The organism is Bradyrhizobium sp. LA2.1, assembly GCF_040547725.1.
Classification (GTDB): domain Bacteria; phylum Pseudomonadota; class Alphaproteobacteria; order Rhizobiales; family Xanthobacteraceae; genus Bradyrhizobium; species Bradyrhizobium barranii.
The window spans coordinates 87,668-101,639 of the sequence record NZ_JBEPQI010000022.1; the positions used below are offsets into that span (position 1 = coordinate 87,668).

Below are 13,972 nucleotides of genomic sequence, written 5' to 3' on the forward strand. Positions count from 1 at the left end.
ACGGCCGACGTCATGCGCAGGGAATTCGAGGTCCTGCCGTTCCGGGGTCAGTTCGACTTCAGCGCCACCTTGGCGACCTCGGCCATCCAGCTGGACGCGACCGGCAAAATCGCGTCGTTGAAATCGTAGCGCGGGCCGTGCAGCTCGGCGCCGTCGCGCAATTCACCGTTGCCGATCCAGGCGAAGGCGCCGGGGCACTGCTTGAGGAAGAAGGCGAAATCCTCGCCGGCCATGCTCGGCGCGAGATCGCGTCGCACCTCGGTCTGCACCCTCTCCGCGGCAAGGCGCGCCAGGCCCGCCTCGGCAGGCGTGTTGACCACCACGCCGACGCCCATGACGATTTCGGGCGTGACCTTGACGCCGAAGGTCGTTGCAATGCCTGCGCAGACCTCTCCGATCCGCGCCAGGATGACGTCCTTCACCGCGTCGCGATGATACCGCAACGTGCCGCCGATGGTGACGCGTCCCGCGATCTGGTTGCGCGCCGTGCCGCCTTCGAGCGTACACAGCGAGAGCACGGCGGTGTCGAGCGGATCGATGCTGCGCGACACGACCGATTGCAGCGCCACGATCAGGTGTCCCGCCGCCATGACGGGATCGCGGGTCAGATGCGGCATGCCGGCATGTCCGGCATGGCCGTCGATCGTGATGCTGACGCGTCCGCCGGAGGCCATCACGACGCCGTCATGGACCGCGATGGTGCCGGCTGCGAGCCCCGGCCAGTTGTGGAAGCCGAACACCCGCGTCATCGGAAAGCGGTCGAACAGGCCCGCCCCGACCATCGCGCGCGCGCCGCCAAGGCCTTCCTCGGCCGGCTGGAAGATGAAGTCGACGGTGCCGCTCCAGCCGGTGTCGGCCACCAGCAGCGCGGCCGCGCCGAGCAGCGAGGCGGTGTGCCCGTCATGACCGCAGGCATGCATCACGCCTGATGTCGTCGAGGCGTAGGGCAGGCCGGTGTCCTCGGTGATCGGCAGCGCATCCATGTCGGCGCGCAGGCCGACGCGGCCCTGCGCCGCCCCTCGCGTCAGCGTCGCAACGACGCCGTGGCCGCCGATGCCCGCTTCGAAGGGAATGCCGAGCTCGGTGAGCTTCTCCTGCACGAAGGCCGAGGTGGCCTTCTCGTGGAGGCCCAGTTCCGGGTGCGCATGCAGATGCCGGCGCCACTGGGTCAGTTTCTGGTGCAGCTCGGGGGGCAAGGCGGGGATCTTTCGTAAGGAGGGCCGGCTAATGTCAGCATAGCCGAATATTGAGCCGACCCGTCAAGCGCCTGCGAGTGTCTCGCGTGCAGCAACATCGTCATGGCCGGGCATAGCCGTCCGAAGGACGGCGTCGCTTCCGCTCGCCATAGCCGTCCGAAGGACGGCGTCGCTTCCGCTCGCCTATGACCCGGCCATCCACGTCTTGCTTCGGCCATGACGAATTGCCCTACGGCGAGAGCTTCGCCAGCCCTTTCCAGTCGAAGCTGATGCCATGGCCCGGACGGTCCGGCGCCAGCGCCTTGCCGTCCTCGAGCACCAGCGGGTGCTCGATATACTTGTCCAGCCCGAATCCATGCGCTTCCAGATACGAGCGGTTCGGGCAGGCCGCGAGCAAATGGACCGTGATGTCGTGCGCGCCGTGGCTGGTGACCGGGAGATTGAACGCCTCCGCCAGCCGCGCGATCTTCATGAACGCACTCACGCCGCCGCAATTGGTGACGTCAGGCTCGGGATAGGACACCGCGCCCGCGACGATGTAGTTCTTGAACTCCCACAGCGAGCGCAAATTCTCGCCGGCCGCGATCGGCACGCCGCCGGCCTGCATGATGCGGGCATGGCCCGCGACGTCGTCGGGGATAACAGGCTCCTCGAGCCAGGTGAGGTCGTAGGGGACGAAGGCGCGGGCGGCGCGGATCGCGTCCTCCACCGTCCATTTCATGTTGGCGTCCGCCATCAGCGGAAAACCGTCGCCGAGATGTTTGCGCATGGCCGCGACGCGCGCGACGTCGGATTTGAGATCGGGCCGGCCGACCTTCATCTTGATGGCGCGAAAGCCCTTGGCGAGATTGCCGTCGGTCTGCGCGAGCAGCGCCTCGACGGAGAGATCGAGGTCGATGCCGCCGGCATAGCAGGGCACGTGCGCATCGAAGCCGCCGAGCAGGCGGAACAGCGGCAATTTCGCGCGCCGCGCCTTCAGGTCCCACAACGCGATGTCGAGCGCGGACAGCGCCAGCACCGCCGGTCCGCCGCGCCCGCCATAATGCAGGCCCCACCAGACGTGATGCCAGATCGCCTCGGTGTCGTCGGCCTCGCGTCCTTCGACCAGCGGCGGGATCTCGCGTTTGAGGATGTCGGCAGTCGCCCCGCCATTGCGCCCGACCGTGTAGGTGTAACCGACGCCTTCGGCGCCGTCGGCATCGCGGATGCGGCAGGTGATCAGCTCGAACGCCGCGATCTCGCCATGCGTTGAGTCCGACAGCGTGACGGGGAGGGGGATCCGGTAGAACCCGGTCTCGATTGTCGAGATGCGTGCCATGTTTCCTTCCTGCTTTTCCTTGCAGGCTAGGCCGGCAGGCATCGGCGGGCAACCGCGGGCGATGCAGGGCAGTTCTGTAGGATGGGTAGAGCGAAGCGAAACCCATCATCTTCGTTACCGCGGCGATGGGTTTCGCTGCACTCTCCCCATCCTGCGGACGACTTCATGCGAAGAAACGACGCAGCTCCGCCGCAACGCGAATCGGGTCGCCTTCGTTGTCTGCCGCGATGTGTCCGGCGCCCTTGAATTCAACGCGCGTCGCGTTCGGCAGGATCGCGGCGAGAGCATCGAGAGCGGTGGCGAGATAGCCCTGGCTCCGATCGCCGCCAAGCAGCAGCGTTTCCGTGCTCAAGCTCCTGAAGCGGTCAAGATCGCCGGCTTTCTCCGCAATCAGCTCGATGTCGTAGTGGACTGTGGGGATGAGCGTGGCCAGAGGCGGCCCGTTGCCAACGGCCGCGTTGGGACGGAGCCGCATCATCATGGCGAAGAACGATTTAAGGACAGGCGCAGGGAGCCTTGTCATGATCTCGTTGTCGCCGGTGCCTTTGAGCACGGCAACAAGGGCGCCCGGCAGATCCCCCTTCGCCAGGGCCGCCTCATAGCCAGCGGCCCAGTAGCGCGGCTGGACCCCGCCGAATTCGAGCGGCGGCTCGTAAAGCGTGAGGCGCGCGATCGCCGGATTGGCGAGCGCGGTGTGCATGGCAACCAAGGCCCCGGCGCTCAATGCAAACACATTTCGTGCGCCCGTCTCGGCGAGAAGCCGGCCGAGATCATCGATCTCGGTCGCCATGCAGTGGTCGGGCCGGAACGGTCCGCTCAGACCACGACCGCGGCGGTCCGGGATGAGAACGGTGAAGCGGTTGGCCAGCGCTGCGCCAAGGTCAGTAAAGCTCGCTGCGCTCTGCAGCGCGCCATGGAGCAGCACCAGTCCGGGGCCTGAGCCCAGTTGCCGATATCCAATGACGGTGCCGTCATTGGCGACAAATGATCTCTCTGAGCTCACGCGCGACGCGCCTCACCGCATCGTCGCGAGCTGCACGGCCAGCGCGCAGGCACGATCGTATTCGTCGAGGTTGATCCATTCGTCGATCGTGTGCGCCTCGTTCTGGCCGGCGCCGAAGGTCACGGTGGGAACGCCGTGGCGGACCATCCAGTTGGCATCGAGGCCGCCATTGGCGGTGCGGACGTTCGGGGTGCCGCCGACCGCGGACACCGCCTCGACCGCGCGTTTGACGACGGGGAGATTGTCCTTCATGCGGAACGGAAAATAGTCGGTCTCGGCCTTGAACTTGACCTTGCCGGATTTGCCCTGCGCGTTCGTCACCTTCTTGGCGGCCTTCTCGAACGCGGCCTTGTAGGCCTTGGTGATCTCCTTGAAGAACTTTCCGTCGTGGCTGCGGCTCTCGCCGCGCACATGGACGTAGTCGGTGACGACGTTGGTGGCATCGCCCGCCGGGCGGCCCTCGCCGCCGGTGACGGGGCCGACATTGCTGGTGCCTTGGCTCTTGCCCTTCACGACCTTGCCGAACCAGCCGCCGGCCTTCACGTCCGCGAGCGCGAGCGCCATGATCATGGTCGAGGAGATGCCGCGCTCCGGTGCGACGCCCGCATGCGAGGCGCGGCCGAAGATCTCGACATTCCAGCGGTCCGCGCCGACGGCGCCGATGATGACGTTGGAGGCCGAGCCGCCGTCATAGTTGAAGGCCATCGCCGGCGAGCCGAGCTCGTCGAGCTTGACGTGGCGTGCGCCATAGAGCCCGCTCTCCTCGCGCACGCAGAACAGCAGCGTGATCGGGGGATGATCGAGCTTCTGCTTGGCGAGCTCGGCGGCGAGCGTCACCAGCACGCCGCAGCCGCAGCGGTTGTCGCCGCCGAGCGCGGTCTTGGCCTCGTTGACGATCTTGCGGCCGGATTTCTTCGGCTTGGCGCCGGCGCAGAGCGGCACGGTGTCCATGTGGGTCATGAACATGATGCGCGGCTGGTTGTGCAGCGCGCCGCGGCCGGGCAGGTCGACGATGAGGTTGCCGGTCTCGGTCGGCACGGGAATGCGGGTGTTGGCGTCGTCGAGCCGGATCGCCTTGGCCGGCACGCCGCTCTCCTTCAGCGCGGCGGTGAGCTCACGCCCGATCGCCGCCTCCTGTCCGGTGACGCCCTCGACGGAGAGGAAGCGCATGAGGCGGTCGGTGGCGGCTTTGGTGTCGACAGGCATGAGATGGTCCTTTGATGCACGGTACGCGACAGCATCCTTCGCTGCGCCGTGTTTCGCAAGGCCTCTCGGACAGTCCGGTGAATTTAGGGCGGGGCAGGGACGACCGCATCAAAGCCACGGGGGCTGCTTGCGGCGGCGCGTCGAACACGACGCGCCGCCTTTGGCACAGCAATCAGTATCGCGCGACGAGCGGGGTGAGGGCAGAATTGAATCGCCAATTCACGCCCAGCATGACGGTTTGCATGTTCTGCCGGACGGTGGCCGGGAAGAAGGGAGTAGCACATCCGGGATTGCTGGTGCAGTTCAGGGTGTAGCCGTTCGTTCCAAAGTCGAAATAATTGTATTCGGCCTTCAACGACAGGTTTGGCAGCAGCGCATATTCGAGGCCGGCGCCGACGACGAATCCCGTCACATCGCGCGACCCCTTGAAATCAACCGAGAAGGCGGCGAAATCGGTCTGCGTCATCTGATAATTGAAGCGGGCGAAGGCGGCGCCGCCCTTGGCGTAAAACAGCACGCGATCGAAGGCGTAGCCGATGCGGCCGGTCGCGGTGGCGACGCGATCGAGCTGGGTCGTCAGCAGGAAGCCGGCGGCGCCGCCCGGAATCAGTGTCGTGCTGGTGTCCTTCATGTCGGCCCAATCGAACTGGCCTTCGAGGCCGACCACCAGGGAGCCGACCTGATAGTCGCAGCCGCCCTGCACACCGGCGAGCCAGCCGCTGTTGTGATTGGCGGTGAATGCTTGCCCGACGATGGGCTGCTGCTCGTTGACCCCGCGGCCGCCGCCGCCATTGCCGCCGACATAGCAACCGGTCCAGGAGAAGGCCGGGGCCGCAGGCGCCGCCTTGTACGGCATCGACACGTCCGCCGCCATGGCCGAGGTCAACGTCGAAACGGCCAGCGCAATGGCGCTGAAAAGGGTTTTGGTGGTCATGCGAGGATCTTCCTTCAACTAACGGCAATGGCGCCTGAGGCGCATCGTGCGTGTCGGCATCGCACAGGCCAGCGACTTCATCTGGTGAGTTGTCCGACTTCGCGATCCGGTCACAATATCCGGCGAGTCATGCGGCGGCTGTAACCACCGGGTCACAGTGGAAATAACGGCCACTGCAGGTTGCGACTTTTCACAGAGGCTGACGCGACAGGAAGAGTCTGGAGCATCCCCTGCGGCCACGCTGTTGTGCGAGGCTGCTTTACGCAGTCCGCGTATAGGCCAGGAAGATCAGCGCGCCCAGAAGTAGCGCCGCCGCCATGAACAGCAGCACCGCCGGCAGCCCCGCGAATGCCGCCACCGCGCCCGTCATCGACTGCATCAGGGCGGCGCCGAGGAAGAAGGCGAGGTTGATCGCCGCGAGCGCCTTGCCCGCGGTTTGCGCATCGACCAGCTGCCGCGACATGCCGAACAGCAGCGGCTGGGCGGAGGTCGCAAGGCCGATAAGCACGAACAGCACGAGGTCATATTGCGGCGGCATCACGGGCACGCCGAACAGGATCGAGACTGCATAATGCGGCGCCCCCAGCGCCATCAGCGCCAGCAGCAGCGCGCCGACCATATGCGTGCCCGCCACCAGCTCGCGGCGGCGACTGAGCCTGCGGTCGATCATGCCGATGCACAGGGGACCTGCGATCATCGCCAGCGTGAACGCGCCGAGCTGGTTGCCGGCCTCGACCCGCGTCAGTCCCTTGATCTCCATCAGCCAAGGTCCGCCCCACAGGCCGCGCAGCACCAGCGAGGTCGCAAGCGACACCAGCGCCAGCGCGATCAGGCCACGCAGGGGGCGCGAGAGCCCCAGCCTGAGCACCTCGATCATCTGCGATAGCGGCGAGGACTCGTCCTTGTGCTCGGCCGGCTGCCTCGGCACCAGCAAGAACACCGCGAGCGCGACGAGGACGCCACCGAGCGCCGAGATCCAGAATCCGGCGCGCCAGCCGTAATGATCGACCACGAAGGCGAGCGGGCTCGACGACAGCAGCATGCCGATATTGCCGATCGAGAGGATCGCGCCGGACCACAGCCCGAACCGCGCCGCCGACAATTGCTTGGCTGCCAGCGTCATCGGGCACATCAGCATGCCTGATGTCGCGATGCCGAGCATCACCTGCCCGACCGCAAAACTTTCCGGCCCCGTCGCGAATCCCGACGCGATGGCGCCGATCACGGTTCCCATAAGCAGACTCAGCGACACCGGCCGGACGCCGAAGCGATCCATGGCAGCGCCGACCGGAATCTGCGCGGCGGCAAAGGCAAAGGGATAGACCGAGGTGAGGCTCGCCAGCGCCTGCGGCTCCATGTGGAAATCCGCCGCCATCAGGTCGAGGCTGACGGCGGGAATCGTGCGCAGCAAGGTCGAGAGCATGTGCCCGCAGGCGAGCGCAAGCAGCGCAAAGATCAGCGCGCGGGTGCCATCTCCCGCGTTATCAGTGGCAACCGCACTCATCAGCGTCCCGTCCCGGCGAGGGTTTCGGCCGGGTTACACGATTGGCGGGACGGTGCCAATGGGGTCTTCCGGACCTTCGTTCCTCGTTGAAGGCAAGCCGGACATCGCTGACATCCGTGCGAACGCCGGTTGGCCGACACGCCTGCCGCTGAAACTGCGATTCGTCGTTACGCCGTCAGTTGATGACGAGCGCTGTTCAATTCCTGCATTCCGATTTATCGAAGCAAAGGTTCGATTGCTCGAGCCTGGAAAAGTCCTCTGTTGCAATGAATACGAGAAGCCCGAGCAGAACCATTGCCGCGATGTTGGAACGCATGCTGGGGCGGTTCTCGACAGCGGGGCGATGGTGTTCGAACTTCGAGAGGTCGAGCATCCGCAAAATGTTGCCGGATCGTGCGTGATCAACCGGATCTCTGCCGCTTCCTGATCGCGTCCGAAACGGTACGACATTTCCCCGAGGGTTCGGTTGATCAGCCTTCATCTCGCGCCTCGTTCCCATCAAGCAGCGCTTGCTGAACTTCAATGATAAGGCCTGACTTGAGGTGAGCGATCCTGAAATTCGCGAGCACCGGCGCAATTCAGCGTGATGCCGCGGTGACCTCTCACGTCTCTCCATTTCGTTTCTGTTTGTTTCTGCCTGTCCTTCGTTGGACGCTTTGATTGCGCGACTGCGTTTTGTAGCGAGCGAAGATGAAAATTTGTACAGATTTTCGCACGCGATCGTCATTTTGACGCTGGGGTTTTGTCCGCGATACTTCCAATCCGAGGCGGCGGTTTCACCTGCAATCAGTCGGGTCACCCGTAGGCAGGTACAAACAGTTAGAGGGCCATCAATTTGTCAACGCGACCGAAGCTCAGCGTTGCGCTGTTTGGAATCCTTGCAATAGCCGCGGTGGCGTATGGCGTTTGGTATGAGCTCCTCGGGGGCGTCAAGCCAGCCGCAGCGGCCGCCCAAAGCGCTGCCAGTCAGGCCGCGGCGAAGATTCCCGTCACCTCGTTCGTAGTGAAGAAGGCCGACTTTCCCGTGCGCGCCTACGGTCTCGGAGTCGTCTCGCCGTTCAAGACGGTGACGGTCAAGAGCCGCGTCGACGGTCAGATCATCAAGGTGTTCTTCAAACAGGGGCAGATGGTGAAGGAGGGCGATCCACTTCTGGAGATCGATCAACGCCCCTTTACCGCGGCTCTCGAGCAGGCGGTGGCGAAGAAGGCCCAGGACGAGGCCAATCTGAGGAACGACCGGTTGAACCTGGAGCGCTTTCAGAAGCTCGCGAAGCAGCAATTCGAGACCCAGCAAAATCTCGATACCCAGCAGGCCCTGGTCGATCAGATGATCGCGCAGGTGAAGGGCGACGAGGCCGCCATCGACAATGCGCAGACCAATCTCGGCTACACCTCGATCAAGGCGCCGATCAGCGGACGAACGGGTTTCCGGCTGGTTGACCCCGGCAACATCGTGCATGCCGCGGATACGACGGGGATCGTCACCATCGCCCAGCTTCAGCCGATCGCCGTGCAGTTCACGGAGCCTGAAGAGCAATTGCAGGCCATCGACAAGGCCTTTGACGCCGGTGAGGTGCCCGTCGAGGCGCTGACCTCGGACGGAACCAGGACACTGTCGCAAGGCAGGCTCGTGGTCATGGACAATTCGGTGAACCAGGCCACCGGGACCATCAGCCTGAAAGCGCGCTTCGACAACAAGGACAATGCGCTGTGGCCCGGCCTGTCGGTCACCACGCGGATGCTGATCGACACGCGCAAGGACGTCATCGTCGTGCCGCAGGATGGCGTGCAACACGGGCCGTCGGGTCTGTTCGCCTACGTGATCGGCGACAATGGCAAGGTCAGCGCGAGGCCGATCAAGGTCAGCCAGAGCGGCGACGCGAATGCCGTGATCTCCGAAGGCCTGAACGTCGGAGACAGGATCGTGGTGGCCGGGCAGTCGCGCCTGTTCGATGGCGCGCTGGTCGACGACAAGCCGCAGGCCGCGCCGACGGCGGATGCGAGCGCCACTGCCACCCAGGTCAAGACCGGATCGGCTGACTGACATGGCTGGCGGTATCTCGGCTCCCTTCATTCGCCTCCCCATCGCGACGTCGCTGCTGATGGTCGGCATCGTCTTCGTCGGGATCATCGCCTACCCGCAATTGCCGGTGGCGCCGCTGCCGGAAGTCGACTTCCCCACCATCCAGGTCTCCGCCAACCTTCCCGGCGCGGATCCGGAAACGATGGCTTCTTCGGTGGCGCAACCGCTCGAATCGCAATTTGCGCTCATTCCCGGCGTCTCGGAGATGACGTCGCAGAGCCAGACCAGCTCGACCCAGATCGTTCTGCAGTTCGATCTCTCGCGCAACATCGATGGCGCCGGCTCCGACGTGCTCGCCGCCATCAATGCCGCGAGCGGGCAATTGCCCAAGAACATGCCGACCCCGCCGACCTACAGAAAGGTCAATCCGGCCGACTCACCCATTCTCACGCTCGGCGCCACCTCGACGACGCTGCCGATGACGCAGGTGTCCGACGAGACCTACACCAAGCTCGCGCAGGCGATCAGCCATATCAGCGGTGTCGGCCAGGTCAGCGTCGGTGGGCAGCAGGCGCCGTCGATCCGTGTCCAGATCGATCCCGCCAAGCTGGTCGCCAAGGGCCTGTCGCTGGAGGACGTGCGCACCCCGCTCTCGGTGATCACCGTCAACAATCCCAAGGGAACCCTCAACGGCGACACCCGCACCTACACCGTCTATGCCAACGACCAGTTCACCAAGGCCGAGGCCTGGAACGACATCGTCATCGCCTATCGGAACGGCAGTCCCGTCCGTGTCGGCGACATCGGCCATGCCGTCAGTGCGCCGCTGGACAATACCCAATACGGCTGGGTCGATGGCAAGCCCGGCGTGTTCCTGGTCATCTTCAAGCAGCCCGGCGCCAACGTCATCGACACCGTCGACAGCGTCATGAAGCAGCTGCCGCATCTGCAGGCCGGCATTTCGCCGGCCATCAAGGTCTCGGTGCTGTCGGACCGCACGCAGACGATCCGCGCGGCGGTGAAGGACGTGCAGTTCACGCTGCTGCTGACGATCGGCCTCGTCGTGATGGTGATCTTCGTCTTCCTGCGCAGCGTCTGGGCCACCATTATTCCGTCGATCACGGTGCCGCTTGCGTTGCTGGGCGCCTGCGCGCTGATGTGGATAGCCGGCTACAGCCTCGATAATCTGTCACTGATGGCGCTCACCATCGCGGTCGGCTTCGTGGTCGACGATGCCATCGTGATGCTGGAGAACATCACCCGCTACATCGAGGAGGGCGAGACGCCGATGGCCGCCGCGCTCAAAGGCGCCAGCGAAATCGGCTTCACGATCATCTCGATCTCCGTTTCGCTGATCGCGGTCTTGATTCCGCTATTACTGATGAGCGGGATTATCGGCCGCCTGTTCCGCGAATTTTCGGTGACGCTCGCGATGACGATCGCCGTGTCGGCCCTGGTATCCCTGACGTTGACGCCGATGATGGCGTCGCGCTTCCTCAAATCGCACGACGAGGAGCATCACGGCAGGCTCTATATGCTCAGCGAGCGGATGTTCCAGGCCCTCGTGAACGGCTACGAGCGAGGCCTCGACCTCGTGCTGCGTTTCCGGTTCATCACCTTGATGGTGTTCTTCGCGACGATCGCGCTGACGGTCTATCTCTTCGTGATCATCCCCAAAGGGTTCTTTCCGCAGCAGGATACCGGGCTGATCACCGGAATCGTCGAAACGTCGCAGGACGTGTCGATCGCCGATATGGCGAAGCACATGCAGGAGATCGGCGCGATCGTGCTCAAGGACCCCGCGATCGACCACATGGCGATGCGGATGGGCGGAAGCGGCAACACGCTCAATGACGGCACGATGTACATTACGTTGAAGCCGCGGGATGAACGTACCGACTCGGCCGACCAGGTCATCCGTCGTCTGCAGGTCCAGACGGCGAAGGTCCAGGGCGCGCGGCTCTATCTCCAGTCGGCGCAGGACGTACGTGTCGGCGGCCGGGCGTCCCGTACGCAATTTCAGTTCACGCTGCAGTCGACCGACATGGACCAGCTCAACACATGGGCCCCGAAGCTGCTCGCGAAGATGAAGGAGATGCCCGAGCTTCGCGACGTCGCGTCCGACCAGCAGACGTCGGGCACCACGCTGACGCTGTCGATCGACCGCAATCAGGCCGCGCGTTTCGGGATCACGCCCGACGTGATCGACGCGACCCTGTATGACGCATTCGGGCAGCGGGAGATCGCGACATATTTCACCCAATTGTCCACCTACTATGTCGTCCTCGAGGTGCTGCCCTCGCTGCAGAAGAATCCGTCCACGCTGGAGCAGATCTACCTCCGTTCCCCGACGACGGGAGGCGAGGTGCCGCTGTCGGCGTTCACCAAGTGGACCACGGCTCCGGTCCGGCCTCTGGCCATCAACCATCAGGGCCAGTTTCCCGCGGTGACGATCTCCTTCAACCTCGCGCCCAACGTCGCGCTCGGCCAGGCGACGCAGGCGATCGACGCGATGGAACAGCAGATGAACGTGCCGGCCGCGATCACCTCGACTTTCGCAGGCACGGCGAAGGCGTTCCAGGAGTCTCTCTCCTCCGTGCCTTTGCTAATCGTGGCGGCGCTGATCGTGGTCTATCTCATTCTCGGCGTGCTCTACGAGAGCTACATTCACCCCTTGACGATTCTGTCGACCCTGCCGTCGGCCGGTGTCGGCGCTCTGGCGACGCTCCTCATCTTCCATTTCGACTTCAGCCTGATCGGGTTGATCGGCCTCGTCCTGCTGATCGGCATCGTCAAGAAGAACGGCATCATGCTGGTCGACTTCGCGATCGCTGCGGAGCGGGATCAGGGCCTGTCGCCGGTTGAGGCCATTCGAAGGGCATGCCTGCTGCGCTTCCGTCCGATTCTGATGACCACGATGGCGGCGGTGCTCGGCGGCGTGCCGCTGATGCTCGGCCACGGCACCGGCTCGGAGCTGCGTCAACCGCTCGGCTACGCCATGGTCGGCGGTCTCTTGGTCAGCCAGGTCCTGACGCTCTTCACCACGCCGGTTGTCTATCTTTATCTGGACCGTGTCTCGCAATGGTTCAGTCCGAAACCACACGCAGGAAGCGATCCTCAGGAAGAGGACGTTGTCGACGACGGCGATCTGGACGTCGTCGAAAAGCTGGACCCGAAGAAATCAAGGGTCTTTGCGGCAGAATGACTGTTTGACATCCGCGCCGACGACGGCGAGCGCGGCGATCTGGCTCATGTATGCATGGCCAACGCGCGGCGGCTAACCATGCGCAAATTCGGACTGGTTGTACCTGATTTTCGTGATTGTCGGACCGTTTGACGATCAGCATTTCAGCTTCCGTCTGACAGTCTCCCCCTGCTTCACGCCACCGCCTGGGCAATGAAGTTGCGGACGATCTTCGAGGTCTCGCCACGCCGGAACGCCAGAGCCAAGCGCACGATTGGAGCGATCCCTTTGACCTCACGATAGGTGACGCCGGTTACATGAAGCTGGCGCATTGACGCCGGCACGAGCGAAAAGCCAAGCTCAGCCGCCACCAGGCTGACGACAGAGCTGATCTGCGGCGCGGACTGCCCGAGGGTCGGCTCGAAGCCCGCCCGCCGACAGGCCGCGATGACTGTGTCAACCCAGGCCGATCCGCGCGGCGTCAGAATGAGCGGATCCCCCTTCAGCCTGATAAGATCGATTTCAGTCGACTTCGCCACCGGATGGCTTGCGGGCAATACGACGAGCATCGGCTCGTTGGAGAGACGCCGAAACTGTAGATCGTCCTCGCCCTCATCGGGGCGCAGGAACACCGCGTCCCGCTCTCCTTCCCGAAGGTCCGCAAGGAGGCGGGATGTGCTTGCTTCCTCCAGCGTCAGATCCACATCGGGATAAGCTCGGCGAAACGATCGGATTGTCGAGGTAACAACGGGATTAAATGGTGCCGAGTTGGTAAAGCCCACCCGCAGCGAACCGATTTGACCCCGCGCAGCCCTCTGCGCGGCGCGAATGGAGCGCTCCGCCGGCCTTGTCCGACAAAGCGCTGTCAAAAAAGATTGATGGGCGAAATCGCTTGCAGCCAAGCCGAATACTAGACGATCGGTCTAATTTATGGCACCTCGGAAAAGCGCGGTGAAATCACCTTTGGTTGGGCTCGGTCGCTACCGAGCGCTGACTGGTTGATGAGGGAATCTTCAACAAACATCGTCCGACCATATCTTCATGGTTGGGTGGATTTCAGCATGAGAGGTCACGCATGTTTCGCAGTATCGCGCTTGGAATGATGATCACTCTCGCAATGGCTCTAACCGCGCCGGTGGCCATTGCGCAGCAAAAGCACCACGTCAGCTATGATACGCCGGCAACTCAGACGGTATACACCCAACAACACGTCATCGACGTTGGCGACATTCCGGGACATCAAGCTCGGCTCTTCGAAATTCGGCGGACCTATGGTGACGATGCCCCCCTTATCAACGGATCGAGGTTGAAGGAGCAGTGGACACGCGGCATGTCGGACTACATCGACAACAACGGTCCGGCTCTCATCTACAACGTTTGGATACTGGAGAACGGGGAGAAGTTTTTTGTCAGGACATCTCTGGTCGCTCAAAGCAGTGGAGATGGGAAACTTACGAACATGACATCGGGCGTCATTACCGGTGGCACGGGTAGCCTCGCCAGAATGCGTGGCATCATCAGCAGTCATGGCCCGTCCGAGCCGAAGGCCGGCACCAATGCAAATCAGACGGACATCGACTATTGGATGGAGTGAGAAGGCCTTC

11 protein-coding genes are annotated in these 13,972 nt (G+C 63.7%); 4 read left to right on the forward strand and 7 right to left on the reverse strand.

Annotated features, from left to right (window positions below; translation table 11 throughout):
- Positions 1–47 precede the first annotated feature (47 nt).
- The 6 genes from ABIB95_RS33780 to ABIB95_RS33805 form a co-directional block, all read right to left on the reverse strand.
- Complete coding sequence (locus ABIB95_RS33780) at positions 48–1,196, reverse strand: amidohydrolase (protein ID WP_085404523.1); 1,149 nt, start codon at positions 1,194–1,196, stop codon at positions 48–50.
- A gap of 229 nt (positions 1,197–1,425) precedes the next feature.
- Positions 1,426–2,514 carry a mandelate racemase/muconate lactonizing enzyme family protein gene (locus tag ABIB95_RS33785; protein WP_354245898.1) on the reverse strand — a complete coding sequence of 363 codons (1,089 nt, stop codon included), beginning with the start codon at positions 2,512–2,514 and terminating at the stop codon, positions 1,426–1,428.
- A gap of 163 nt (positions 2,515–2,677) precedes the next feature.
- Positions 2,678–3,439, reverse strand: a complete 762-nt coding sequence (locus ABIB95_RS33790) for an alpha/beta fold hydrolase (protein ID WP_354245901.1) — start codon at positions 3,437–3,439, stop codon at positions 2,678–2,680.
- Positions 3,440–3,529: 90 nt separating this feature from the next.
- On the reverse strand, positions 3,530–4,723 hold the full coding sequence (locus ABIB95_RS33795) for a M20/M25/M40 family metallo-hydrolase (protein WP_354245904.1): 1,194 nt from the start codon (positions 4,721–4,723) through the stop codon (positions 3,530–3,532).
- A gap of 172 nt (positions 4,724–4,895) precedes the next feature.
- On the reverse strand, positions 4,896–5,657 hold the full coding sequence (locus ABIB95_RS33800; RefSeq protein WP_354245906.1) for an outer membrane protein: 762 nt from the start codon (positions 5,655–5,657) through the stop codon (positions 4,896–4,898).
- A 259-nt stretch (positions 5,658–5,916) separates the two neighbouring features.
- Positions 5,917–7,161 carry an MFS transporter gene (locus ABIB95_RS33805; RefSeq protein WP_354245909.1) on the reverse strand — a complete coding sequence of 415 codons (1,245 nt, stop codon included), beginning with the start codon at positions 7,159–7,161 and terminating at the stop codon, positions 5,917–5,919.
- A 58-nt stretch (positions 7,162–7,219) separates the two neighbouring features.
- On the opposite strand from ABIB95_RS33805, the gene ABIB95_RS33810 reads away from it, so the two are divergent.
- The 3 genes from ABIB95_RS33810 to ABIB95_RS33820 all read left to right on the forward strand — a co-directional run bounded on the left by ABIB95_RS33810 (position 7,220) and on the right by ABIB95_RS33820 (position 12,389).
- A complete protein-coding gene (locus ABIB95_RS33810) occupies positions 7,220–7,588 on the forward strand; it encodes a hypothetical protein (protein WP_166088524.1) in 369 nt (122 codons plus the stop codon).
- Between the two features lie 408 nt (positions 7,589–7,996).
- Positions 7,997–9,205 carry an efflux RND transporter periplasmic adaptor subunit gene (locus ABIB95_RS33815; RefSeq protein ID WP_354245912.1) on the forward strand — a complete coding sequence of 403 codons (1,209 nt, stop codon included), beginning with the start codon at positions 7,997–7,999 and terminating at the stop codon, positions 9,203–9,205.
- A 1-nt stretch (position 9,206) separates the two neighbouring features.
- The gene (locus ABIB95_RS33820; protein ID WP_354245914.1) at positions 9,207–12,389 is read left to right on the forward strand and encodes an efflux RND transporter permease subunit; all 3,183 of its coding nucleotides are present in this window, start codon (positions 9,207–9,209) and stop codon (positions 12,387–12,389) included.
- A 173-nt stretch (positions 12,390–12,562) separates the two neighbouring features.
- On the opposite strand, the gene ABIB95_RS33825 is transcribed toward ABIB95_RS33820, so the two are convergent.
- The gene (locus tag ABIB95_RS33825) at positions 12,563–13,270 is read right to left on the reverse strand and encodes a LysR substrate-binding domain-containing protein (RefSeq protein WP_354245917.1); all 708 of its coding nucleotides are present in this window, start codon (positions 13,268–13,270) and stop codon (positions 12,563–12,565) included.
- Between the two features lie 173 nt (positions 13,271–13,443).
- Here ABIB95_RS33825 and ABIB95_RS33830 point away from each other — a divergent pair, with 173 nt between their 5' ends.
- The gene (locus ABIB95_RS33830; protein ID WP_085404515.1) at positions 13,444–13,962 is read left to right on the forward strand and encodes a hypothetical protein; all 519 of its coding nucleotides are present in this window, start codon (positions 13,444–13,446) and stop codon (positions 13,960–13,962) included.
- Positions 13,963–13,972 lie beyond the last annotated feature (10 nt).